The following is a 22,760-nucleotide window of genomic DNA, read 5'->3' as shown; positions in this document are numbered from 1 at the left end:
GGAGTGCTCGTCTGTGCTGCATGCTGCCATTTTGATTCCATTTTTGCTGGCTGCCTTGATTCCGCTTGTCAAGCGTCTAACGCGCATTCATCCGGGTTGGGTGGTTCTGCCGATTCCGGCTGCGCTGTTCCTGTATTTTCTAACGGGAATTCCTGGCGTACAGGAAGGAAACTATACGCGGGAGAGCATACACTGGATGCCTTCACTGGGTATCGATATTTCGTTATATCTGGATGGCCTCAGTCTTTTGTTTGCCTTGCTGATTACCGGTATGGGTACTCTGGTGATCTTGTATTCCATCTATTATCTGAACAAAACGGAAGCGATCGCCCGCTTTTACATCAATCTGCTCATGTTTATGGGAGCTATGCTGGGAGTGGTTTTGTCTGATAATTTAATGGTCCTCTACGGATTTTGGGAGTTAACCAGCATTACGTCTTTTCTGCTGATCGCTTTCTGGCACCGCCGGGAAAGATCCCGTTACGGCGCCCTGAAGTCGATGCTTATTACCGTCTTTGGCGGGCTGGCGATGTTCGCCGGGTTCAATCTGCTCTATGTGATGAGCGGAACATACAGTATTCGCGAGATGACCGGCCAGGTACAAATGCTGGCCCAGGAGCCGCTTATTATTCCGGCGATGCTGCTGATTTTGCTGGGAGCCTTCACGAAATCGGCGCAATTCCCGTTTCACATCTGGCTGCCCGATGCCATGGAGGCGCCGACTCCGGTCAGTGCCTATCTTCATTCGGCCACGATGGTGAAGGCGGGGCTGTATCTGGTTGCGCGGCTTAGTCCCATTTTCGCCGGTCAGAATCTGTGGTTGTGGCTGGTCTCGCTCACGGGTCTAATCACGCTCTTATACGGATCATTCAAAGCGATTAAACAAACCGATCTGAAGGCCATGCTTGCCTATTCAACCGTCAGCCAGCTCGGACTGATTATGTGCCTGCTTGGACTCGGCTCAGCCGCTTCGCTGGCTTCCGGCGCGGAGGAACCGCTGTTTTATGCTCCGGCGACCGCGGCGGCTATTTTCCATCTGATCAATCATGCCGTGTTTAAAGGATCTCTGTTTATGGTTGTAGGCATTGTCGATCATGAAACGAATACAAGAGATCTGCGCAGGCTTGGCGGATTAATGTCCCTGATGCCAATCACGTTCTCCGTAGCGGTGATCGGGGCGTTCTCCATGGCGGGACTGCCTCCCCTTAGCGGCTTCTTAAGCAAAGAAATGTTCTTTACAGCCGTACTGAATATTCGGGAGTTCGATGTTCTGGATGGACACTCGTGGATGATCCTGTTTCCAGCGGTAGCCTGGATCGCGAGCGTGTTCACCTTTGTTTACAGCATGATCCTGGTCTTTAAGACATTTACCGGAAAGCTTAAGGAAGACCAATTGGATAAAATACCGCATGAAGCGCCGCTTGGCCTGCTGGTTTCCCCAGTGGTTCTGGTTTCATTGGCTGTGGTATTCGGCTTCTTTCCAGGACTGCTGTCTTATTCGTTAATCGAACCGGCCATGGCCGCCGTCCATAACGGATTACTGGCGCCAGAGGAAACGTTTAGCGTCTCTATCCATCTCTGGCACGGCTGGACCCCTGAGGTCTTCATGACGCTGGGCGTGATTGCCGCAGGCACGCTGCTGTTCAGAGGTTACAGTCAACTACGGATACTGGACCGTGAATGGAACGCGCGGAATTTGCTGAACCGTATGTATGACGGTTCACTTCGATTGCTGGAGGGCGGGTCCCGCCGCTTCACAGATCTGTATATGACCGGCTCAGTCCGGCATTATCTGCTTTATATCTTCAGCTTTTTCATCGTTGCTTTGGGGAGTGTTATGCTCGGAGCGAAGGGCATAACGCTTGGCATGAACCATTATGCTCCGCTGTCTTTCTATGAAATGGCCGTCATTGCTGTTATGGTTCTGGCGGCAGTGGCCGTACCTTTTGCCAAATCGCGTATAAATGCGATCCTGTTCACCGGCGCGGCCGGCTACATGGTGACGCTGCTGTTCGTCATCTTCCGCGCGCCGGATCTTGCTTTAACGCAGATGATTGTAGAGAGTGTTTCCGTCATTCTGTTCCTGCTTTGCTTCAGGCATCTTCCGAAGCTAAGCAAGGGGAAGAGGCCGATAAGCTTTAAATTGCCGAATCTCGTCATTGCCGCCGGCGTCGGCATTACCATGACCCTTATCGCGCTGGCAGCTATGGGAAGCAGTCCGTTTGCTCCTATCTCGGAGTTTTTTCTTAAAGAAAGCTATACCTTGGCAGGAGGCAAGAATGTGGTCAACGTTATACTGGTTGACTTCCGGGGCTTCGATACCTTATTCGAAATCATGGTGCTGGGCATTGCATCCCTCGGGATCTATGGCCTGATCAATCTTCGAATGGAACCCGGAAATTCGGCCGGAGTCAGAGCCACCCTTGGAAGAGCGGCTTATCCTTTCAGGAGCAATGATGTGATCCTGCAGACGATGTCCAAGGTCATCGTGATCATCGTTATCACCTTTTCTACCTATCTGTTCTTTGCCGGACACAATCATCCCGGAGGAGGCTTTATTGCCGCGCTTATGGCTTCTGCCGCACTTATTCTGCTTGCGGTCGCCTTCGGGATGGAAACGGTACGCAGGGCGCTTCCGGTGAACTACCGGATGTTAACGGCGGCGGGACTGTCGATTGCCGTTCTTACCGCAGCGGGCTCGTTCGTTTTCGGAGCCCCTTTTCTTAGCCACTCCTTTGGCCATTTCCATTTGCCGATTATGGGCGATACCGAGCTGGCTACAGCCGTACTGTTTGATCTTGGCGTTTTTTTGGCTGTAGTCGGAGTAACGATGAGCATTATTTTAACAATAGGGGGGGATGAGTGAAATGGAATGGATGATGGCCGTGGCGATCGGGATTTTATTTATGACTGGAGTATATCTGATTCTGTCAAAGAGTCTTCTACGGATGATATTGGGTACTTCCTTGCTTACCCATGGCGTCCATCTGCTTCTCATGACGATGGCCGGACTTAAGACAGGCGCAGCGCCAGTGCTGGGCGATAAAGCGGAAGCCTATGTGGATCCCTTGCCGCAGGCGCTGATTCTAACCTCAATCGTAATCAGCTTTGGAGTTACCGCCTTTTTCCTCGTCCTTGCTTACCGGGCGCACCAAACGCTGGGAACGGATGATATGGACAGTATGAAGGGGGATGAATCATGAGCAACCTGTTGGTATTTCCGATTTTAATCCCTCTATGCACCGCTGTTTTATTGATTATCCTGAAGGAGAAGATTCTGCTTCAGCGTATCATCAGTACAGTAAGCGCCCTGTTCAATATCGCGGTTGCAATCGTTCTGGTTTCCCGCGTTCATGCGAACGGAATTCAAACCCTGCATTTGGGAGGCTGGGCGCCGCCGTACGGCATTGTTTTTGTGGGGGATATGTTTGCCGCTCTGCTTGTGCTGACTGCGGCGGTGACAAGCTTCGGGATTCTTCTCTATTCCTTCGGCAGCATTGAGGCCGAGAGGGAGAAGGCTTATTACTACGTCCTCTTCCATTTTCTGCTTGTTGGCGTATACGGCTCTTTTCTTACAGGGGATATTTTTAATCTGTTTGTCTTTTTTGAGGTCTTGCTAATATCGTCGTATGCCTTGATTTCCCTTGGCGGAACGAAGCTTCAGCTTCGGGAGTCGCTAAAATATCTGCTGATTAATATCGTTTCGTCCACACTCTTCGTAGCGGCTGTGGCTTACCTGTACGCTGCAACCGGCACACTCAATATGGCTCATTTGTCACAGCGTGTTGCCGAGGCGGGACAAGGCGGTGTACTGGGTGTGATTGCTGTTCTATTCCTGATTGTATTCTCTTTAAAAGCCGGCTTGTTCCTGTTCTTCTGGCTGCCGGGATCATACAGTGCGCCGCCGTCGGCCGTAAGATCGCTGTTCGGGGCGCTTTTAACCAAAGTGGGGCTTTATGCGGTTCTTCGGACGTTTACCCTGATATTTATTCAAGATCCGGGAGTAACGCATACGTGGATTGCCTGGATGGCAGCGGCTGCCATGATTCTGGGCGGACTGGGAGCGGTCGCTTATAACGATATTCCGCGTATTCTTAACTACAACGTGATTATCAGTGTGGGCTTTGTGGCTTTCGGCCTTGCAGCGGCTAACGGGGATGCGCTGAACGGAGCGGTCTTCTATCTGCTTCACGATATGCTGTCCAAGGGATTATTGTTTATACTCGGAGGGATGATAATCACAATAGGGGGAACGGGCCGGTTGAAAGACATGGGGGGCCTGATCAAGCGTTACCCCCTGATCGGCTGGATGTTCTTTGTACTGACGCTGGCGATTGTGGGGATTCCGCCCTTCAGCGGCTTTGCTGGTAAAGTTCTGCTTATCCGCGGCGGGCTTGATGCCGGCATGCTCACACTATCTCTGATCGGTCTTGGGTCCAGCTTTCTGGTCTTGTACTCGTTAATCAAAATATTCAGACTGGCTTTTTGGGGAGACGAGCCCGAGGGAGAGCGTTCAAGGGTTAATCTGAAGGGCGCAGCCGCCGTCTCGGCGGCACTGCTCGTACTGGTCATCGTGATGGGCACTCAGGCGGAATGGGTCTATTCCTATGTGTCGAAGGCCGGCGACGTGCTGGTCCATCCCGCGCTTTATATCGAAGCCGTAATGAAGGAGTAGATTGAAGATGGCCTTGCAATTTGTACTCAACCTGATGATTGCCTTCCTGTGGATGCTGCTTAATAATGATTGGTCCGGCTCCCGTTTCACGATGGGATTGCTGCTGGGCGCTGCCGTACTGCTGCTGCTGCGGAGGTTTTGGTTCGAACCCTTCTACCTCAAGCGGGTGTGGGCCATTCTGAAATTGCTTCTGCTGTTCATGCGGGAGTTAACCGTATCCGGCTTTACGGTCATGAGGCATATTCTTCGTCCGAAGCTGGCCATTCGTCCGGGAATCTTTGCCTATCAGACCAGCCTTACATCGGATTGGGAGATTACCCTTCTCTCATGCCTGATTTGTCTGACACCGGGAACGCTAACCCTCGAAGTATCCGGGAGCGGGCAGACTCTCTATATTCATGCAATGGATATAGAGGACGCGGACCTGCTCTCCGAGCAAATTAGAGGCACATTTGAACAAGCGATCAGGGAGGTGACGCGGTAATGGTTTCAGCCATTCTGACGGCTGCGCTGGTCATTCTCTCATTAGCCGTATTAGCCTGCACATACCGCTTGATCAAAGGTCCTACCCGTCCCGACCGGATTGCCGCATTAGACACGATTGGCATTAACCTTCTGGCTATGATTGCGGTAATCGGCATGCTGCTGAGAACACAGGATTTTATCGAGATTATTCTTGTCATAGGCATTCTGACATTTATAGGAACAACGGCTTTGGCCAGATATATCGAAAGAGGTGTTGTGATTGAACGCGGAGATGATGAACATGGCCGGTGAATGGCTTTTTGCCGTTCTGGTACTGTTTGGCGCTCTGTTCTGCGGGATCAGCGCGTTTGGATTGGTCCGTCTGCCGGATGTATATTTACGCTCGCACGCGGCAACCAAGAGTGCGACCCTCGGCGTGCTTTGTGTTCTGGCAGGGGCCTTTCTTTACATGATGTTCTATGTGGAGGTTGTCAGCTTCAAGCTGCTTACCGCCATTGTGTTTGTCTTCATCACATCACCGGTAGCAGGACATTTAAACGGGAGAGCCGCCTACCGTTCGGGTGTTAAGCTATGGGAGAACAGTATTCAGGATGATATGAAGCCGGTATTGGAACGAGAAATGGATTCTGGAAATCAAAAATAAATGCCACAGGAGCCCTGAATATGTTTTTAAAAGGTTTGTCGATGGTAACAGGTAAACTCAGCTTGACTTCCTCAAGGATTATACTGCTGGGTTTTGCTATTCCAATATTATTAGGTGCTTTATTACTTGCTTTGCCGATATCATCTTCAACGGGGAATAGTGTGGGTTGGTTGAATGCATGGTTTACCTCGACTTCAGCCGTATGCGTAACTGGACTGGTTGTTCTCGATACGGGTACGGCCTTCTCTCCCTTCGGACAAATCGTGATTCTATGTTTAATTCAAATTGGCGGATTGGGATTTATGACATTTGGTGTGCTAATCGCCGTTGTGATGGGGAGGAGGATTGGATTAAAAGAGCGCCTGCTCATCCAAGAATCTGCGAACTCAGTTACAACGCAAGGGGTTGTCCGTTTATCACTTAGCATCTTCCTCATTGCTTTTATTGTTGAGACTCTTGGAGCCGTATTGTTAACCATTCGATGGGCAGATGAACTAGGGCCGACAAGGGCGATCTACTACGGGATATTTCATGCTGTTTCAGCATTTAATAATGCGGGATTCGCGTTGTGGCCCGATAGTTTGAGCCGCTATGTTGGAGATCCATCAATTAACCTGGTAATCTCTTCTCTTTTTATCATCGGGGGCATCGGGTTTACTGTGATTCTGGATCTTTACCGAAAGAGACGGTGGAGAGACCTTGCCTTTCATTCAAAAGTAGTTGTAATTACATCCGGACTCCTTTGTTTAGTTGGCTTTCTTGTAATATTCGTAATTGAACTCTTTAATACAAGAACGTTTGGCGGGCTATCGTGGACCGAACGACTCTGGGCCGGCTATTTTCAGGGTGTAGTTACTCGGACGGCTGGATTCAATTCGATTGATGTTGCCAGTATGATGCCTGCTTCCCAGTTTTTCATGATTTTTTTAATGTTTATCGGGGCATCCTCCGGGTCGACAGGCGGAGGCATCAAAACAAGTACTTTCGCTGTACTGGTACTAAGCATTATGGCAACAGTGAAGGGGAACGAAGATGTGCAGCTTTTAAAAAAACGCATATCTCAAAAAATGATATTCAGAGCACTGGCAGTTATGACTATTTCTGTGGGAGTAGTAATTGCAGCTGCATTTCTCTTAACGATTACAGAATATCGACTGCATAAAGACTTTTTAGTGCTGCTATTTGAAGCAACATCTGCATTTGGAACGGTAGGGATGTCCATGGGATTAACCCCTGAACTTTCACCCTTGGGTAAATTGGTCATTATTATCACTATGTTTATTGGCAGACTCGGCCCATTAACCTTGGCCTTTGCGCTCGCACAGCGGAATAAGAAGCAAAAATATCGTTATCCGGAAGAGAAACTGCTAATTGGTTAAGGATTTTCATCCCAAGGGGGAGATATCATGATTCAGGTGGAGGACCTTTATTATACCTATCCCGGCCAGCAGGAGCCTGCTCTTTCCGGACTTAACTTCAAGATACCGCAAGGAGAGGTGTTTGGATTTCTAGGTCCTTCAGGAGCGGGCAAGAGCACAACGCAAAAGATATTAATCGGAATCTTAAAAAAATATCTGGGCAGCGTTAAGGTAATGGGCACAGAAATAAAGAATACGGGTCCGGACTATTTTGAGCAAATTGGAGTAGCCTTCGAATTTCCGAATTTCTATTCGAAGTTTACCGTAATGGAAAACCTGAAGCTTTTTCGGTCACTCTATGCGGGACGAACAGAGGAACCGATGTATCTTTTGAAGCAGGTTGATCTGGCGGATGCCGCCAATATGAAGGTTTCCCAACTGTCGAAGGGAATGAAGATGAGGTTGAATTTCTGCCGGGCACTCCTGAATGATCCCGGTATCCTCTTTCTGGATGAACCGACTTCCGGGCTTGATCCCGTTAATGCCAAGAGGATGAAGGACCTCATCCTGGAAAAGAAAGCGAATGGGAAGACGGTAATCATAACCACGCATAACATGCAAGCCGCGGAGGAGCTCTGCGACCGGGTGGCTTTTATTGTAGACGGTCAGATCAAGCTGATTGATTCTCCTCGTGAACTTAAGCTTCTAAAAGGAAACAAGCGAGTCCGGTTAGAGTATCGCCATCTGAACGGGAGAAGTCATGTGGAATATCCTCTGGACAGGATTGGAGAGAATGAACAATTTTTGCGGCTTATCCGGGAGTATCCCATAGAAACGATTCATTCCATGGAAGCCTCGCTGGAACAAATATTTATTGAGGTTACCGGGAGGAAGCTGACATGAGATTCAGGGCTGTATTTGCCTTTGATATCCGCTTTCAATGGCGCCATGGTTTCTATTGGGTCTATATTGTTGTCTGCGCGTTCTATTTGGTGCTGCTGCATTTTATTCCTGATGGATATCGGGAGAAAGTAATCGTATTGTTAACATTTAGCGACCCCAGTGCACTCGGTCTTATTTTAGCAGGAGGGATTGTGCTGCTGGAAAAGGATCAGGGTATCCATGATCCTTTATTTGTCACTCCAATTCGTGTCAGGGAATATTTGCTTTCAAAAGCGGGTTCGTTATCTGTGTTGTCTCTATCGGCAGCTTGGGGTATACACGTGGCAGCAAGCGGAATTCCGGTATCTCCGTTGGCATTCTCTGTTGGGATCGTCTTGACATCATCCTTGATGACGCTTCTGTCCATTGGAGTTGTGGCTCGCTGTCAAACCATTAACAGCTTCATTCTGCTTTCTCAGGCTTATGCGCTGCCGTTTGTGCTTCCGCTGCTTGGTTATTTGAATATATGGAACTCGGGGCTCTTTCTGGCGCTGCCGACCGAAGGGACGTTAAGATTACTGAATGGGGCATTTTCAGCTATATCGATTACCGATTATTTGTATTCCATAGGGATACTGCTAATTTGGAATGTTGTAGTCTTTGTATGGGCAAAGCGGTCCTGTGAACACCATGTTTTGATGAGCCTGGATAGGGGAGGGGCGGGGGAATGAATAAATACCGGTCGCTTCTTATCCATGATATTCGCCATGCCGGTCTGGACCCGGTGCTAATGGCAGGATTCTTTGCTCCCCTGGCTCTTCTTGTTGTTTCGCGATATATATTCCCGATTGTCGCAGTTTGGCTAATGAGCAGCTTTTCGTTTGATATCTATAAGTACAGCAGCTTTGCCGCAATTTTCTTAGCGTCGACCATTCCAATGCTGACAGGCATGATGACCGGGCTGCTAATGCTTGATGAACGCGATGAAAATGTCATTTCCTATTACGCAGTTACGCCCTTAATGCGCAGAGGATACATGCTATATCGGTTAATTCTTCCATCCCTGCTCTGTGTATTACTTTCATCCATCTATCTGCTATTCTCGGGACGATCTGAAATTCATTTCGGAATGATCTTCGTAATCGTGCTCTTAGCCATTGAAGCGCCTTGCTTCACCTTGTTCCTTGCAGCTTTTGCTGCCAATAAGGTAGAAGGGTTGGCTTTAGCCAAGATAGGCGGATTACTTATAGCAGGGCCTGCGGCAGCTTATTTTGTACCAGGCGCATGGCAGCTTCTGGGGGCTTGGATTCCTACGTATTGGCCGGCTGAAGCGTTTTATGCTATAGAAGAAGGCAACCCTCTTATTGCTATTGCGGATTTTGGCGTGGGGCTTATATTTCATTTGGCGCTTCTGTATGTTATGGTCAAAATATTTATTAAAAGGGCGGATTGAATAGAATGGAGCCGCCGTGCTGATTGTTTCCCTATGGATTGTGCTGCTGCTGAAAAAGATTCCTGTCGTGTAGCAGTTATTCCGGCTATAATGAGAATGGGTTCTCAATCTTAGGCGTCATGTGAAAGGAGAAAAGGATCTTGAACGAACAAACGGCAGAGGCAAATCCAATGGGAAGCGAGAGTGCTCGGCGGAAAGAGGGTTTTGGACTTACGATTCAAGTTCGTTTGGTTTCAGATCTGGCGAAGTCACAGGCATATTACCGTGATGTTCTCGGATGCAAGGTTGATGACTGGGGGCATGCTGAACGAGGCGGAATGATCGTTATCCTGCAGCAGGCGGTTTCTCCCGATGATGTCCGGCCAAACGCCGCCTCACGGAAACGTCCGGATTATCCCACCGAATGGGAAGGACCCGACTACGGATGGGACACCTTTATCCATGTGAAATGGGATGAGCTGGAGCCTTTGGTCGAAGAGGTGCGCCTAAATGGCGGCAATATTGCTGTCGAGCCTTTTTCGGGCACACACGGCGGTTTGGAATTCAAGAACGCATATATTAAAGACCCTGATGGATATACCCTGGTGCTGGGTGCGATGCGCGAAAGTTTGCGTTAAAAATGTAACCGCTCTATTTTCGCTATAATGGACGGTTTGGCAAGCTGTCAGGGACTAGAAAATACAAACAAGCAAGCTTCCGGTTTTCGGAGGCTTGCTGTTTTATTCGGGGCTTCAGCCCGTTGAGTAGGCGGAGACCTCCCGTTAGACGAGCGGCGCCGGGGTCTTCAACTCGGACTTCTGCTATAGGCCGAGCTTCTGTCCTTTCTCCAGACGCTGTATTTGCTGCTCTCCGGTATCCGCCAGCTCTCTGAACTGATTAATGGTTTCACGCATTTTGGGGAGGGCCTCCTGCTTGTAAGTGCTGATCGAGTCTAGAGCAGACAGCACGTCAGTGAAAGCCTGTTTTAACGTGTCTACCGAAATACTCGTTTCCAGAGACTGCTTATGGATCGCCGCGCCCTGATCTTTCAACATTTTGGAGGTGCCGCTTATCAGATCATTGGTGGTTTGATTTAGCAGCTCAATCTTTTTCAAGACGATCCGTTGATTGTAGAGCGCACTTGCTACGGTAACCGAGATTTTGAGGGCGGAGATCGTTACATTTCGGGCTCTGTCCACCCCGCGGATCAGCTCTTTGTTATTTCGGATGACGACTTCGATCGCCATGATCCCCTGTTGATTAACTACCTGCATCTGCTGCAAATCCATCACGCGCTGACGCAGCGGAAACAGCACCTCTTCGGTAATGAACCGGATTTTATCTTCCGACTCATTGCGTGATTTTGCCGCCCCAATCTGAGATTCGATTTCTTCATCCATCAGCATGCCAAGCTGGATTTCCTTTTGCAGCTTCTTGGTGAGCTCCCGCAGCGCCTGCTGTTCGAACTCCAAAGTCGTATTATCGTTTTTTAATACAGATTTGCCTTTATCCAAAGAGGTAATAATGTCCGAAATAACGGCATCCGCCTTCTGATACTTGGCAAAGTAGCTGCGCAGCGGGTTAAAGAACTTACCCAGAAAACCGCTCTTGGCAAAATCCACCACACTCGGGTCCAAATCCTTCAACTGAAGCTGAAGCTCGGTCAGCCCCTTGGCGACTTGGCCGCCTTCATCGCCCGTTCTGGACAGGTTCCCCACAGACACCTGCAACAGAGCATTTTTCTCCGACGAGGACCGCATCGTATTCATTCCGAATTGATCGATCGATTGCAGGATCTCTTTCCGCTTCTCCAATGAATCGACATCCAGCTCCAGGATCGTGGAGACATTGTTTACCGCCAACTTCTTTAGCTGGGCTACTTCCTCGGGCACCGGTTTAACCTGCTCTTCAATAGCTGACTTGATCTTCTCCGGATTGACGACTTCCATTGTAAATGACATGGCAACCCCTCCTAAAATAAAAATCACATTTGCACGTTGAGCAAATTACCGATTTTATACACAACATCGTCCGTATCCGCGTTGATGCTGGCCGCCTCGTTGATACTTGAAATGCTTTGCAGCGCCTGAATGTTCGCATTATAGCCAATCGTGTATACCGGAATTTTATAGGTTTCAATTAACCCTCTGATTTCATCGAGCGAATGCCCTTCATTCGTTTCCCCATCGCTTAAGACAAAGATTACAGGTTTAACATCAGGGTGAGCCGTTAGCTCATCTTGAAGCATTTTCATGGCCACCACAATTCCGTCAAAAGTAGCTGTACCGCCGCCGGCCTGCAGGCTGTTAACGGCTCCCACAAACATAGACTGCTGATTCGCGTCGTATTTCCCAATCGGAAGATTGATGGAAACTTCACTGGAGTAAGAAACTAAACCAATGCTATTGTCCCTGCCGAGGTACTTTTGACCTTTTAATAACGACTCTCTTAATCGGTTGAGAGGCTCGCCATCCATACTTCCGGATACATCGGCCACAAATACCGCTGCGATCGGCTTATTCCCGTTCTTCTTTTCCTTCCACAGCTTCTGGGCGGAGGAGAGGAGGGTACCGTCAACCGCGTTAAGCTCGGAGTGGTAATCCGGCAGACCATTGAACCCTTTGTCCGCAGCTAATCTCTGATACTTATCCTGCTCGGCGAACTCCGCAAACTTCTTGATAATGTCCAGCTTATCTTGAGGTAAATTGCCCAAGGCATACAGCGGACTGTCATGCCTTACGCCAAAAGGAGTGAACACGTAGCCGCTCTTCAGATCCGGCGCATTGACATACGTTTGGTACTCCAGGACAAAAGCGTCAAGCATTCCCGACTTGGCCGCGTCACGCATTTGCAAAGTTGTAGACGCGGTGAAAGGGACATTGGCCTGGAATTTCTCAAACCCTTGAACCGCTTTATCCCCTAGTAAATCCGAGCTGTCAAAAGTCTGAAGGGCGGTCACCAGAAAGTTGAGGCCGGTGGAACTGGCGAAAGGATCGGTATACCCCATAGCCAGCTCGTTATTGGCAATAGCGTCTGTAACCGTCTTGATATTCAAGGAACCGTATTTATCCACCAGCTCATCATACTTTTTCTTGGTTGTTACAATACCGGCTACATTCCCGGTAAGACGCTTTGATACAAGCTGAATGGGGATGCCTTGCGCTTTGACCATTTCTCCCCACAGCTCATTGGAAGGTGTGAAGGCATCCGGCACATACTTGCCCGACTTTATATAATCTGCGGCTGTTCCCGAGGCAATATTGCGGATCTTGACAGAAACGGGCTTCCCATTTACGACGATGTTGGACTTATTAAAATCTGCCGCTACTTCATTCAACCACCCGTCTACGCCGGTTCCAGACTTCTCTGTGGAAGAGAAAATTTCTACGAAACTGTCCGTTGTGTTGGTTACCGAAATAGGGAACTTGGAGATATCGGGCAAGGAGTCGCCGACAGACGCAGGATCAAGATCGATCTGACCTTTTATCGGTTCCGCGGAAGTTACAGAAATGCTTTTGTACAGTTTATCCAGCTGCTTGGCCGCGCCTTCCGAGGTTACCTGTGTCTGGCTTTTACCTAAATTGGAGGTTAAACTGATCCCGAAATATACAAGTGCAAAAACGGCCACTGCGATAACTCCCAACACCACAAACGCTTTACCTTTTCTAGCCATGCTCATCTCCCTCTCATTGCTTATAGAACTTCGTCTGTTTGATCAATGCATCCATTTCCTGCATGCACGGCATATCCTCAATATTTTGATAATCCGTGCTGTCCAATTGGGAGATCTCCAGCAGCAGCTTGTCTAGCTTCAGCAGAATTTCTTCATTTGCGCCAAGGTATCCCGTTACGGAGGTCAAGTACTCGTTGTGCAGAGCGGTTTTTTCCTGAACCAGTTTATTGGAAAACTGCGCGAGCTTCTGCTCGCTGGTGAAAGCGGAGAGCTCTGAAGCATCGAATACACTAAGCTTATTCAGGATTCCCTTGATATTCAGGTAAAAAAGCTGCCCGACCTCATCAATGACAGAGTGGAACTTCTTGTAGCTTAGCTCCGCCGGATCAAATCTTTGGCCAAGGACGTCCAATAAGGTGGTTTTCTTCTTTTCTATCCGATCCAACTGATCCAGGGCGAGAGCGATATCCTTCTTTAACACATTTGCATTTCTGTAATGGTTAAGCGCTGTTATATAGTCCTCATGCGTTTTCATGTTTTTCACAGGTGTCAGAACAGGAGGTTTAAACAGTAAAGCATAACTCCCGTACAGCAGCACAAGGAGACTAATAACCAGTAGGGTTACTCCCGAAGCTGTCTCAAGTGTACTTTCACCTCCGATTTCCACCCCTGCTAAACCCGGAGAAAGAATTATAATATCCAGGACTGCAACTCCGGCAATAAGCCCCAGCAGCTTCATAAGTCTTGAGCTGTTCAAAAGACGCACCTCCTTTATATAGGATACCTTACTTCCAATATTTAGGGCTATGATTTCAGTTAAAGGTATATCATTGAATACGCCCGTAGCTTCGGATAGATGCATAATTTTCCTGTTGCCTAAGAGTGTATTGGCTTATTGGGGAAATGGTTATAAAAAAACAGCAAGCTTCCGGAAGATCGGAGGCTTGCTGTTTTGCTTCTATAGTATATTCGCGATTCAAGAGGCCGTTTATATTGCGTTTGCGGACAGGCTGGCGATCTTGGTCAAGCGGGATTCATTGACGGTGACCCCAAGTCCGAAGCCTTCGGGAACGGATACAGCCCCGTTCGACACCGTAAGCGCGCTGGCAGGATCGTCTTCGGGGCGGACCCGCTGGAATCCCCACACTTCAAAGTGGCTGGCTCGCGAAGCCGCGGCGATTTGCAGCAAAGCGGCGGTAGCCAGCCGGCCCTCGTCCATCTGCCCCAGCATGTATGGGAGACCGAAAGATTCGGCGACCGCCATCATCCGCAGCAGATTGGCGACAGAGCCCGCTTTGACGAGCTTCAGGTGGACAATGTCTGCCGCGCCTTCGGCGGCAATCCGGGCGACATCCGCGCAGGTCCGGCAGCTCTCATCGGCCACAACGGCGGCCCGTGTCTGCTGCCGGACCTGATTCAGACCGGAGAAATCGTCAGCGGGTACGGGCTGCTCCACCCATTCCACTCCGAGCGCTTCTAATTCCCCCAAGCGAATGGACGCTTGCTTGGGCGTCCATCCCTGATTGGCATCAACGCACAGTAGAACTTCTCCGTCAAACCCGGACGCGTCAATAACGGCTCTCGCACGGCGAACCCGTTCCAGATCCCCGGCCCGGTCCGGGCCGACTCTCACCTTAATAGTCCGGAAGCCGGCCTGCAAATACCGGGCTGCTTCCTCCTCAGCTTCGTCCGGCGTGCCGAAGGCGATGGTGGCGTCGCTCGGGATGGAGTCACGCATCCGTCCTCCCAAAAGCTCGGCGACAGACACTTTCAACTCCTTACCCATGAGATCAAGCAGGGCAATGTCCACGGCGGCGCGGGCCGCACTGTTGCCATTAATCAGCCTGTCGAGCTGGGCGTTAATCTTGTTTCTGTTCATCACGGGCTTTCCGAGCAGTGCAGGGCACAGTGTATGCGTGAGAACGGCGGCCACCCGTTCGGGCGTATCGCCGGTAACATATTCGCAGTTGCCGCGAACTTCACTCCAGCCGCTGACACCCGTATCAGCCGTAATTCGCAGATAGATTTCTTTCAGGTGAGTAACGGTTCCGGAAGAGGAATGGGTGAACGGCGGAGAGAGCGGAAGGTCGCATCTGAACACATCGATTTGGGAAATAAGCATAGCGGACACCTCGTTTTTCATTCGGTAGCGAAGAAAGTGATGTTACTAAATCTAACGCAACTTGAAGATTTTGATGCGGGATTAGATAGAGAATTGATATTTGATCAAATATCACAGTAATTATAGTCACACAAAAGTGCGATTAGCAACAAAAAAATCGACAAAACTTTTATTTTTTCGACTCCATGGAAGATATTTCGACGTCATGATAGATATATTAACAATTTGAGATATTTTTATTGACAGTTTGTCGAAACACCCCTTACAATGTGACCTATGTCACAGGTCATCATTGATCGTTGATATTTGATCAAATCTTTGATCTTGAGATTTTAGGAGAGGAGATGCTGAATGATTGAGTAGAATTCCAACCTTTGTCACCGCGTCGGAGCATGTATACTCCGTTCTCAAGCAGTGGGTGTTATCCGGCGAATTGGCTCCTGGTGAGAAAATCGACCAAGACGCCGTCGCCGCCCGCCTCGGGGTGAGCAAAATGCCGGTTCGCAGCGCTTTGGACAAGCTGGCGGCCCAGGATCTGGTGCTGCTGCATTCGCACAGGGGCGTAACGGTTACCCCGTTGTCGGCGCAGCATCTCGAAGATATTTATCTGGTGCGCTGCAATCTGGAAGGATTGGCTGTGCAGCTTGCGACTGAGCAGCTTACGCCGGAGGATGTCACTCTTCTTAACGGCATGATTCAGAAACAGGAGGAGCTCGCTGGTCACGAGAATCTCGATACCGAAGCGATCCTGGCTGCCAACCGAGAGTTTCATATGTTCATTTACGGTCTCGCACAGCGTCCGGTACTGATGTCGATCATTGAACGGCTATGGGAGCAGAGCGAGCGTTACCGCCGTATTCTTTTAATTCAGCCCGGAATGGTTGACGGTTCTCTTAACGAGCACCGCCATCTGGTTGAGCTGATGACCCGCAAGCAAGCGGAGGAAGCAAGCCGTTTCCTGGTTGAACACAATCGGAAGACCCAGAAAGTCGTACTAAGTGTCATGCAAAATAACGAGAACAGCGAGGAGAGGTAAACGTGATGATGAAGAACACCAAGATGCTGGTTTGTGCAATGTTGGTATTGGTAGCTGCTGTATTGAGCGCATGCGGAACAAACAGCGCAAACGGAGGGCAGGCTTCGTCCCCGGCCGGAAGCAGCAAGCCGCAGGAAACCGCAGCCGCAGCTCCATCTTTTTTGGTTGAAAAAGGGTTCCTGACCTATGGCACGGCCGCTACGTTTCCTCCATTCGAGTACATGGTGAACAATGAATTCACCGGCTTCGATGTTGAGCTGGGACAAGCGATTGCAAAGGAAATGGGCGTAGAGGTGAAGATCCAGTCCATGAACTTCGACGGCCTGATTCCGGCTTTGCAGGGCAAACGGATTGATATCATCAACTCCGCAATGTATATCAAGCCTGAGCGGGAAGAACAAGTTGATTTCATCCCTTATATGGGTCTTGCCGATTCGATCGTCGTGAAGAGCGGCAATCCGAAGGGCATCAAGAGCCTGGATGATCTGTCCGATCTCACGGTCGCCGTCACACGCGGAGCTGTCGAGGAAATCAACGTTCGCGAGCATAACGAAAAACTGAAGCAAGCCGGAAAGAAAGAAATTAAAATTTTGGCGCTTCCGACTGGTAACGACGCCGTTCTTGCAACCGAGCAGGGCCGTGCCGACGCATTCCTTCACTCTTCTCCGGGAGCCGCTTATTTGCAAGAAGAGAAACCGGGCGTATTCGAAATCGCCGGCTCCTTCGGTGCGGATACGAAGATCGGAATCGCCATTCGCAAGGGCGACACTGAAACGAAGACTGCAATCGAAGCAGCGCTGAAGAAAGTCGTTGAGAACGGTACCTATAAACAATTGATGGAAAAGTACCATCTGCCGGCTGAAATGAGTTATTTCAAGTAATAACCGACATCCCAGATAACATAGCCGTCAGATTCGCGTAAACGGAATTTTGACCTTGCCGAATCTGACGGAAGCTGTAAAAGGAGGTTTGAGAATGGAATTTTTGGAAGGCGTTTGGGCGTATCTCGGTTCCCGTGCTTTTCTGGATGGAGCCGTGAATACGATGAAGCTAACGCTGGTGTCGCAGATTGTCGCCGTCCTTCTTGGATTCATCATTGCGCTTGCCAAAATGTCAAAGTGGAAGCTTCTGCAAGGCTTGGCAACTTCGTATATATGGATTTTTCGCGGGATTCCTGTGTTGGTGCAGCTGATCTTTGTGTATACCGCGCTGCCTCAGTTCGGGATCAGGCTGACCGGGTTCCAGTCGGCATTCGTCGCACTCGCGCTTAACGAGGCGGCTTACATGGCGGAAATCGTGCGTTCCGGCCTCGCATCGGTGGGCAAAGGGCAGCATCGCGCGGCCAACGCTCTCGGAATGAACAGCTGGCAGCGGATGAGATACGTCGTTCTTCCCCAGGCTTTTCGGGTCATTGTTCCGCCGACGGCCAACCAGTTTATCGGCATGCTGAAGACTTCGGCGATGGCCTCGGTCGTGGGCTATACCGATCTGCTGCTGACCGCTCAGCAGACGGCCAGCGCCAACTTTGATTATGTGGACACGCTGATCGCGGCCGTCATTTATTACCTTGCCTTTACGGCGATATTTACGCTCGTGCAATCTTACCTGGAGCGGCGGATGGATATTACCCGTTCGCGAACCCGCAAACCCCGGCTGTTCTCACTGATGAAGCGCGGGAAGTCAATCCTATAGCTTGAAAAACGGAAAGGAGGTCGAACATTGTGCTGCAAATCGAGCAGGTGTCCAAGCAATACCATGGTGATCCGATCCTGAAAGGGGTCTCCCTCGATATCCGCGAGGGCGAGCGGGTGGTTATTATCGGACCTTCCGGTTCCGGCAAGTCAACGCTGCTGAGATGCATGGCGGGACTTGAGCCCATCGACGGCGGACAGATCCTGTACAACGGACAGGATGTGGGCGGATCGAGGCACGCGCGGGCAGAGATCGGCATGGTTTTTCAATCGTTCGATCTGTTCCAGCACCTGAACGCAATCCAGAATATTATGCTGGCCCCGAAAGTGGTGCGCGGGGAAAAGGAGCATGAGGTTCGGAAGCGTGCGGTTCAACTGCTGGAACGGGTACGTCTGAAAGACCGGGCAGAGCATTATCCCGAACAGCTTTCCGGGGGGCAGCAGCAGCGCATCGCCATTGCGCGGGCGCTTGCCATGAATCCGAAGCTGATGCTGTTCGACGAGCCTACCTCGGCGCTTGATCCCGAGATGACGGCTGAGGTTCTGGATGTGATCTCGGATCTCGCCAGAGACGGCATGACCGTCGTCATCGTTACGCATGAAATGGAATTCGCGCGCAGGGTAGGCGACCGCATCATCTTCATGGACCATGGAAAGGTTGTCGAAGACCTGCCTTCATCGAAGATGGAAGAAGCTGGCAAGCATCCCCGCCTGGCGCAGTTCCTTAACCAGATTACGCAGTACTAATCCCTCGGAAAACCATAGGAGGCGATATCTTGCGGAAAGTTAAACTTGCATTGGTGCAGTTTGAGAGCATCGTGATGGACGTTCCCGCCAACGTGAATAAAGGATTGCATTTTGCTCGGGAAGCTGCCCGGCAAGGGGCGGATCTTATCGTATTTCCGGAATTGTTTCTCACGGGTTGCGATACCGATATCATCGGTGACCGATACTATGATCTGGCACAGCGTATGGACGGGTCTGCCGTACAGGCATTTGCGGAATCGGCCCGCACTCACAATATCAACATGGTGATCCCGACGGCTTTGAAGCAAAGTGAGGGGGACTTTCCCCGCAACAGCGCTGTGATCATAGACCGAAGCGGGGCCATCGCCGGAACATACAGTAAGGTTCACCTTTGGGAAGATGAGAGGGAGTATTTCAAACCCGGCAATCAATATTCCGTCTTTGACATGGATTTCGGCAAACTCGGCGTTCTGATTTGTTATGATGCCGGGTTCCCCGAGGCGGCCCGGACGCTTGCGCTGCAAGGGGCGGAGTTGATCGTAATTCCTTCAGCCTTTTCCGTAGAACTGAAGTATAGATGGGATATTTATTTTCAGTCGAGAGCGCTGGAGAACACTTGTTTTGTAGCTGCTGTCAATGGCTCGGGCCCAATAGGCAAGCAGCATATGTTCGGCAACAATAAAATAGCAAACCCTCTTGGCGAGATTGTGCTCGAAGGGGACCTCAAGCGCGAAGACATGCAGGTGCTTGAGATCGATCTCGACGAATTCGGAAATTATTCTTACCCGTATTTAAAGGATTTAAGAATGGACACTTACGGCTATCAGGCTTGACAACGATGAGTTCAGGGAAAGGGGCAGACGATATTGAGCGCCACATCATTGGTATTTTCCAGGGATGAATTTGATTCCCGCCTGCAAAATGTACAACGCGAGCTTGAACTCAAGGGGCTCAGCGGCATGCTGATTCACACCCCTGAAAATATTTTTTATCTGACCGGCTATCAGAGCCCGGGCTATTATATGTACCAATGCCTGGTCGTGCCGGCTTTCGGCGATCCGGTGCTTGTGCTCCGGCGGGGTGAGCTGTCCAACGTTCAAACCTACAGCTGGCTGCCTGAAAGCCAGGTCAGAACCTATGACGACACGAACGACCCGGTTGCCTTGACCGCAGATACGGTCAGAGAGATCGGCATCGCTCCCGGTACAATCGGCCTGGAGACGGGCTCCTGGTTCCTGCCTGTCCGCAACTACCAGAAGTTTGAGAAAATGCTTGGCGATTTCCGTCTCATGGATGCCCAAGGGACGGTTGAAGCGTTCCGGGTCATCAAATCTCCGGCGGAAATTGCGTACATCCGCGAAGCCTGCGCCGTGGCCGACAGCTCGATGCAGGCAGGGATTGACGCGATCCGGGCGGGAGTGAATGAGGACGAAGCCGCCGCGGCGATGTTCTCCGCCATGATTAGGGCCGGGGGCGAATATTTGGGGATGGAGCCGTTTATTTCCTCCGGCTACCGTTCGGGCAACATGCATGCCGCATGGGGGCACAAGGTGATCGGCGACGGGGAGACCCTTCTGCTGGAAGTGGCAGGGGCCCGCAACCGGTACCACGGCGCGCTGATGCGGGCAGCCTATACCGGCACGCCAACCGATGAGATCAAGCGGGTGACCGAGGTGTGCATCGCTTCCTTGAACGCCGCGCTCGAAGTCATCCGTCCGGGCGTTACCGCCGGAGAGGTGGACGAAGCCTGCCGGGGAACGATTGAGCGTGCCGGACTGTACGAGCAGTTCCGCAAACGGACCGGCTACTCGATCGGCGTTGCTTTTGCGCCGGACTGGGGAGAAGGCCATATTATGAGCCTTCAGCGGGACGATGATCGCGTGCTGCTGCCGGGCATGGTCTTCCACATTCCGCCGGCCCTTCGCGTTCCGAACCGCTATGGCGTCGGATTCAGCGAGACGATCCTGGTGACGGAGACCGGCTGTGAAGTGCTCACCAAGCTACCGCGGGAGCTGACGATTGCGAAGGGGGGACAAGCATGAGCGGATCATTCACAGGAAAGACCGCGCTCGTAGCGGCGGCAAGCAAGGGCCTTGGCCGGGCCGTGGCGTTCGAGCTGGCACGCGGCGGGGCGAAGGTGGCGCTGTTCAGCCGAAATGGCGAAGAGGCTAAATCCGTGGCTGCGGAAATCACCGCTGAAACGGGAATGCCCGCGCTTGGGCTTGCGGCGGATGTCTGCTCCGCTTCCAACCTGTCCCGCTGCGTGGAAGAGACGGTCTCCGCTTTTGGCGGGCTGGACGTTCTGGTTACCAACGCCGGCGGTCCTCCAGCCGGGAACTTCGAGTCGCTGAAAGAGGAAGACTGGCTGTACGCGTACGAGCTTAACGTGATGAGTGTAGTCCGCCTCGTCTCCTACGCGCTTCCGCATCTGAAGGCGCAGGGCGGCGCGATCGTCAACTTGGCTTCATCCTCGGTCAAGCAGCCGATCCCCGGTCTGACGCTTTCCAATGTGATGCGGACCGGCGTGGCTGGCCTCGGCAAGACGCTGGCGGAGGAGCTTGCCCCGTATGGCATTCGGGTCAATACGGTGGCTCCCGGCCGGATTGACACGGACCGGGTCCGTTCCCTGGACCGCATCCGGGCGGATAAGGCGGGGGTTGACCCGGAGGCGATCAAGGCGCAGAGCGAGAAGCAGATTCCGCTTGGGCGCTACGGGCAGCCGGATGAATTTGCCCGCGTGGTGGCGTTCCTGTGCTCGGACGGCGCAAGCTATGTCACGGGCCAGACGCTGCTCGTGGACGGCGGGATGGTGAAATCGCTATGAGCGAAGGCCTGCGTACAGTGGAGCCGGTCATCCGCCCCGAACGGACCCTGGAGCTTCTGGCCGATCTGATCCGCTTCCAGAGCGTGAACCCGAGCGGCACGGAGGGAGAAGCGGCCGAATATGTCGCCAAGGTCATGCGGGAAGCGGGATGCGAGGTTGAGCTTCAGGAGATCGAGCCGGGCCGGCCGAATGTGATCGCCCGCCTGAAAGGCACAGGCGGCGGGAAGACGGTTATTCTGAATACGCATATGGATGTCGTTCCGGCCGGCGACGGATGGAGCTCCGATCCGTTCGCCATGCTTCGCAAGGGAGACCGGGTATACGGCCGGGGCGTTATGGATGCGAAGGGGCCTCTGGCCGCAATGATGGCCGCCGTTGAAGCGATTGCCGCATCCGGCGCGAAGCTGCCGGGGGACATCGTGCTGGCAGCGGTCGTGGATGAAGAGGCCGCGAGCCTTGGAGCCCGCAGGCTGCCGGACGATCTTCACGGCGACCTAGCCGTAATCGGCGAAGCGACGAACGGCAGCCTGGCGATCGCGCATCGGGGCAGCATACGTCCCGTGCTCGTCGCCGAAGGGGTCTCGGCCCATTCGTCAACGCCTCACCTCGGCGTCAACGCCGTGTCCCTGATGGCGCGGACGCTTGTGGCGCTTGAAGACTTCGCCGAGGAGGAGCTGACGAAGCGGCTTCATCCGTTGACGGGACAGTCGACCCTGTCCGTCACGGTCATTAAGGGCGGAATCAAGGAATCGATGATTCCGGACCGCTGTGAGGCGCTGATCGACCGCCGGCTTATTCCCGGCGAGGCGGAAGAAGACGCACTGCGGGAGATCGAGCAGATCATCGCCGGTCTTCCCGCGCTGGACGGCCGGGTTCGCATCGACCGGCTTGTTCCGACAACGGGGGTGGCGTCGGAGACCCGTCCCGATCATCCGATGGTCAAGCTCGCTTCAGCGGCGATCGAACGCGTATACGGACGTAAGCCCGAGTTAACGGGCCTTACGGCCAATTGCGACATGACCCACTTCGTCAAACGGGGAATTCCGTCGGTCATCTACGGGCCGGGCGATTTCAGCGTGGCTCACAAAATCGACGAGTGGGTAACCGTGTCCGAACTGGAAAATGCAGCACGGGTCTACGCTTCCATTGCGATGGAAGTCGCAGGCTCGTAACCGATAAACAGAAGAGGTG

General features: G+C 51.7%; 23 protein-coding genes. 19 read left to right on the top strand and 4 right to left on the bottom strand.

Annotation, left to right across the window (positions count from 1 at the left end; genetic code table 11):
* Window positions 1-13: 13 nt before the first annotated feature.
* The 11 genes from G5B47_RS22920 to G5B47_RS22870 all read left to right on the top strand — a co-directional run bounded on the left by G5B47_RS22920 (window position 14) and on the right by G5B47_RS22870 (window position 10,114).
* On the top strand, window positions 14-2,866 hold the full coding sequence (locus G5B47_RS22920) for a Na+/H+ antiporter subunit A (protein ID WP_165103336.1): 2,853 nt from the start codon (window positions 14-16) through the stop codon (window positions 2,864-2,866).
* A 1-nt stretch (window position 2,867) separates the two neighbouring features.
* On the top strand, window positions 2,868-3,203 hold the full coding sequence (locus G5B47_RS22915) for a Na(+)/H(+) antiporter subunit C (RefSeq protein WP_165103333.1): 336 nt from the start codon (window positions 2,868-2,870) through the stop codon (window positions 3,201-3,203).
* A complete protein-coding gene (locus tag G5B47_RS22910; RefSeq protein ID WP_165103330.1) occupies window positions 3,200-4,675 on the top strand; it encodes a Na+/H+ antiporter subunit D in 1,476 nt (491 codons plus the stop codon). Before G5B47_RS22915 ends, G5B47_RS22910 begins: the two co-directional genes overlap by 4 nt.
* Window positions 4,676-4,682: 7 nt before the next feature.
* On the top strand, window positions 4,683-5,159 hold the full coding sequence (locus G5B47_RS22905; RefSeq protein WP_165103327.1) for a Na+/H+ antiporter subunit E: 477 nt from the start codon (window positions 4,683-4,685) through the stop codon (window positions 5,157-5,159).
* Window positions 5,159-5,452: a Na(+)/H(+) antiporter subunit F1 gene (locus tag G5B47_RS22900; RefSeq protein ID WP_165103324.1), complete on the top strand. Its 294-nt coding sequence runs from the start codon at window positions 5,159-5,161 to the stop codon at window positions 5,450-5,452. The genes G5B47_RS22905 and G5B47_RS22900 overlap by 1 nt, the downstream gene beginning before the upstream one ends.
* Window positions 5,436-5,804, top strand: a complete 369-nt coding sequence (gene mnhG, locus G5B47_RS22895; RefSeq protein WP_165103479.1) for a monovalent cation/H(+) antiporter subunit G — start codon at window positions 5,436-5,438, stop codon at window positions 5,802-5,804. Before G5B47_RS22900 ends, mnhG begins: the two co-directional genes overlap by 17 nt.
* Window positions 5,805-5,824: 20 nt before the next feature.
* A complete protein-coding gene (locus G5B47_RS22890) occupies window positions 5,825-7,183 on the top strand; it encodes a TrkH family potassium uptake protein (protein ID WP_235957312.1) in 1,359 nt (452 codons plus the stop codon).
* A gap of 27 nt (window positions 7,184-7,210) precedes the next feature.
* Window positions 7,211-8,065, top strand: coding sequence for an ABC transporter ATP-binding protein (locus G5B47_RS22885; RefSeq protein WP_165103322.1), 855 nt, complete (start codon window positions 7,211-7,213; stop codon window positions 8,063-8,065).
* Window positions 8,062-8,775: a fluoroquinolone export ABC transporter permease subunit gene (locus G5B47_RS22880; protein ID WP_165103319.1), complete on the top strand. Its 714-nt coding sequence runs from the start codon at window positions 8,062-8,064 to the stop codon at window positions 8,773-8,775. Before G5B47_RS22885 ends, G5B47_RS22880 begins: the two co-directional genes overlap by 4 nt.
* A complete protein-coding gene (locus G5B47_RS22875; RefSeq protein ID WP_165103316.1) occupies window positions 8,772-9,497 on the top strand; it encodes an ABC transporter permease in 726 nt (241 codons plus the stop codon). Before G5B47_RS22880 ends, G5B47_RS22875 begins: the two co-directional genes overlap by 4 nt.
* A gap of 140 nt (window positions 9,498-9,637) precedes the next feature.
* Entirely contained in the window at window positions 9,638-10,114 is a 477-nt protein-coding gene (locus G5B47_RS22870; protein ID WP_165103313.1) for a VOC family protein, read from the top strand.
* Window positions 10,115-10,297: 183 nt separating this feature from the next.
* Here G5B47_RS22870 and G5B47_RS22865 read toward each other — a convergent pair whose 3' ends face one another.
* The 4 genes from G5B47_RS22865 to G5B47_RS22850 all read right to left on the bottom strand — a co-directional run bounded on the left by G5B47_RS22865 (window position 10,298) and on the right by G5B47_RS22850 (window position 15,271).
* Window positions 10,298-11,437 carry a toxic anion resistance protein gene (locus G5B47_RS22865; RefSeq protein WP_165103310.1) on the bottom strand — a complete coding sequence of 380 codons (1,140 nt, stop codon included), beginning with the start codon at window positions 11,435-11,437 and terminating at the stop codon, window positions 10,298-10,300.
* A gap of 23 nt (window positions 11,438-11,460) precedes the next feature.
* Entirely contained in the window at window positions 11,461-13,149 is a 1,689-nt protein-coding gene (locus G5B47_RS22860) for a vWA domain-containing protein (RefSeq protein ID WP_165103307.1), read from the bottom strand.
* A 13-nt stretch (window positions 13,150-13,162) separates the two neighbouring features.
* The gene (locus G5B47_RS22855) at window positions 13,163-14,011 is read right to left on the bottom strand and encodes a hypothetical protein (RefSeq protein ID WP_328804634.1); all 849 of its coding nucleotides are present in this window, start codon (window positions 14,009-14,011) and stop codon (window positions 13,163-13,165) included.
* A 126-nt stretch (window positions 14,012-14,137) separates the two neighbouring features.
* Window positions 14,138-15,271: a mandelate racemase/muconate lactonizing enzyme family protein gene (locus tag G5B47_RS22850; RefSeq protein WP_165103304.1), complete on the bottom strand. Its 1,134-nt coding sequence runs from the start codon at window positions 15,269-15,271 to the stop codon at window positions 14,138-14,140.
* A gap of 355 nt (window positions 15,272-15,626) precedes the next feature.
* Here G5B47_RS22850 and G5B47_RS22845 point away from each other — a divergent pair, with 355 nt between their 5' ends.
* From G5B47_RS22845 to G5B47_RS22810, 8 genes are all read left to right on the top strand, one after another.
* A complete protein-coding gene (locus G5B47_RS22845; RefSeq protein WP_165103301.1) occupies window positions 15,627-16,307 on the top strand; it encodes a GntR family transcriptional regulator in 681 nt (226 codons plus the stop codon).
* A gap of 5 nt (window positions 16,308-16,312) precedes the next feature.
* On the top strand, window positions 16,313-17,188 hold the full coding sequence (locus tag G5B47_RS22840) for an ABC transporter substrate-binding protein (RefSeq protein ID WP_235950241.1): 876 nt from the start codon (window positions 16,313-16,315) through the stop codon (window positions 17,186-17,188).
* Window positions 17,189-17,282: 94 nt separating this feature from the next.
* Window positions 17,283-17,999, top strand: coding sequence for an amino acid ABC transporter permease (locus G5B47_RS22835; protein ID WP_165103295.1), 717 nt, complete (start codon window positions 17,283-17,285; stop codon window positions 17,997-17,999).
* A gap of 26 nt (window positions 18,000-18,025) precedes the next feature.
* Window positions 18,026-18,745 (top strand): amino acid ABC transporter ATP-binding protein, encoded by a 720-nt coding sequence (locus tag G5B47_RS22830; protein WP_407945241.1) that lies wholly within the window; start codon window positions 18,026-18,028, stop codon window positions 18,743-18,745.
* Window positions 18,746-18,774: 29 nt separating this feature from the next.
* Window positions 18,775-19,578, top strand: a complete 804-nt coding sequence (locus G5B47_RS22825; protein WP_165103289.1) for a nitrilase-related carbon-nitrogen hydrolase — start codon at window positions 18,775-18,777, stop codon at window positions 19,576-19,578.
* 33 nt (window positions 19,579-19,611) lie between these two features.
* Window positions 19,612-20,787, top strand: coding sequence for a M24 family metallopeptidase (locus tag G5B47_RS22820; RefSeq protein ID WP_206107499.1), 1,176 nt, complete (start codon window positions 19,612-19,614; stop codon window positions 20,785-20,787).
* On the top strand, window positions 20,784-21,569 hold the full coding sequence (locus G5B47_RS22815; RefSeq protein WP_165103286.1) for an SDR family oxidoreductase: 786 nt from the start codon (window positions 20,784-20,786) through the stop codon (window positions 21,567-21,569). Before G5B47_RS22820 ends, G5B47_RS22815 begins: the two co-directional genes overlap by 4 nt.
* Window positions 21,566-22,741: a M20 family metallopeptidase gene (locus tag G5B47_RS22810; RefSeq protein ID WP_165103283.1), complete on the top strand. Its 1,176-nt coding sequence runs from the start codon at window positions 21,566-21,568 to the stop codon at window positions 22,739-22,741. The genes G5B47_RS22815 and G5B47_RS22810 overlap by 4 nt, the downstream gene beginning before the upstream one ends.
* The last annotated feature ends 19 nt before the right edge of the window (window positions 22,742-22,760 follow it).

The sequence above is a fragment of the Paenibacillus apii genome, from assembly GCF_011043685.1.
Lineage (GTDB): Bacteria > Bacillota > Bacilli > Paenibacillales > Paenibacillaceae > Paenibacillus_AQ > Paenibacillus_AQ sabinae.
Note: the sequence above shows the minus strand (reverse complement) of the source record. Positions and strands in the feature narration are given on the sequence as shown.

Coding starts and splice junctions, on each gene's coding strand:
- G5B47_RS22835 (WP_165103295.1), top strand. CDS start 17,283: ATGGAATTTTTGGAAGGCGTTTGGGCGTATCTCGGTTCCCGTGCTTTT.
- G5B47_RS22815 (WP_165103286.1), top strand. CDS start 20,784: ATGAGCGGATCATTCACAGGAAAGACCGCGCTCGTAGCGGCGGCAAGC.
- G5B47_RS22910 (WP_165103330.1), top strand. CDS start 3,200: ATGAGCAACCTGTTGGTATTTCCGATTTTAATCCCTCTATGCACCGCT.
- G5B47_RS22885 (WP_165103322.1), top strand. CDS start 7,211: ATGATTCAGGTGGAGGACCTTTATTATACCTATCCCGGCCAGCAGGAG.
- G5B47_RS22850 (WP_165103304.1), bottom strand. CDS start 15,271: ATGCTTATTTCCCAAATCGATGTGTTCAGATGCGACCTTCCGCTCTCT.
- G5B47_RS22900 (WP_165103324.1), top strand. CDS start 5,159: ATGGTTTCAGCCATTCTGACGGCTGCGCTGGTCATTCTCTCATTAGCC.
- G5B47_RS22875 (WP_165103316.1), top strand. CDS start 8,772: ATGAATAAATACCGGTCGCTTCTTATCCATGATATTCGCCATGCCGGT.
- G5B47_RS22840 (WP_235950241.1), top strand. CDS start 16,313: ATGATGAAGAACACCAAGATGCTGGTTTGTGCAATGTTGGTATTGGTA.
- G5B47_RS22915 (WP_165103333.1), top strand. CDS start 2,868: ATGGAATGGATGATGGCCGTGGCGATCGGGATTTTATTTATGACTGGA.
- G5B47_RS22905 (WP_165103327.1), top strand. CDS start 4,683: ATGGCCTTGCAATTTGTACTCAACCTGATGATTGCCTTCCTGTGGATG.
- G5B47_RS22810 (WP_165103283.1), top strand. CDS start 21,566: ATGAGCGAAGGCCTGCGTACAGTGGAGCCGGTCATCCGCCCCGAACGG.
- G5B47_RS22855 (WP_328804634.1), bottom strand. CDS start 14,011: ATGCATCTATCCGAAGCTACGGGCGTATTCAATGATATACCTTTAACT.
- G5B47_RS22890 (WP_235957312.1), top strand. CDS start 5,825: ATGTTTTTAAAAGGTTTGTCGATGGTAACAGGTAAACTCAGCTTGACT.
- G5B47_RS22865 (WP_165103310.1), bottom strand. CDS start 11,437: ATGTCATTTACAATGGAAGTCGTCAATCCGGAGAAGATCAAGTCAGCT.
- G5B47_RS22860 (WP_165103307.1), bottom strand. CDS start 13,149: ATGGCTAGAAAAGGTAAAGCGTTTGTGGTGTTGGGAGTTATCGCAGTG.
- mnhG (WP_165103479.1), top strand. CDS start 5,436: ATGAACATGGCCGGTGAATGGCTTTTTGCCGTTCTGGTACTGTTTGGC.
- G5B47_RS22880 (WP_165103319.1), top strand. CDS start 8,062: ATGAGATTCAGGGCTGTATTTGCCTTTGATATCCGCTTTCAATGGCGC.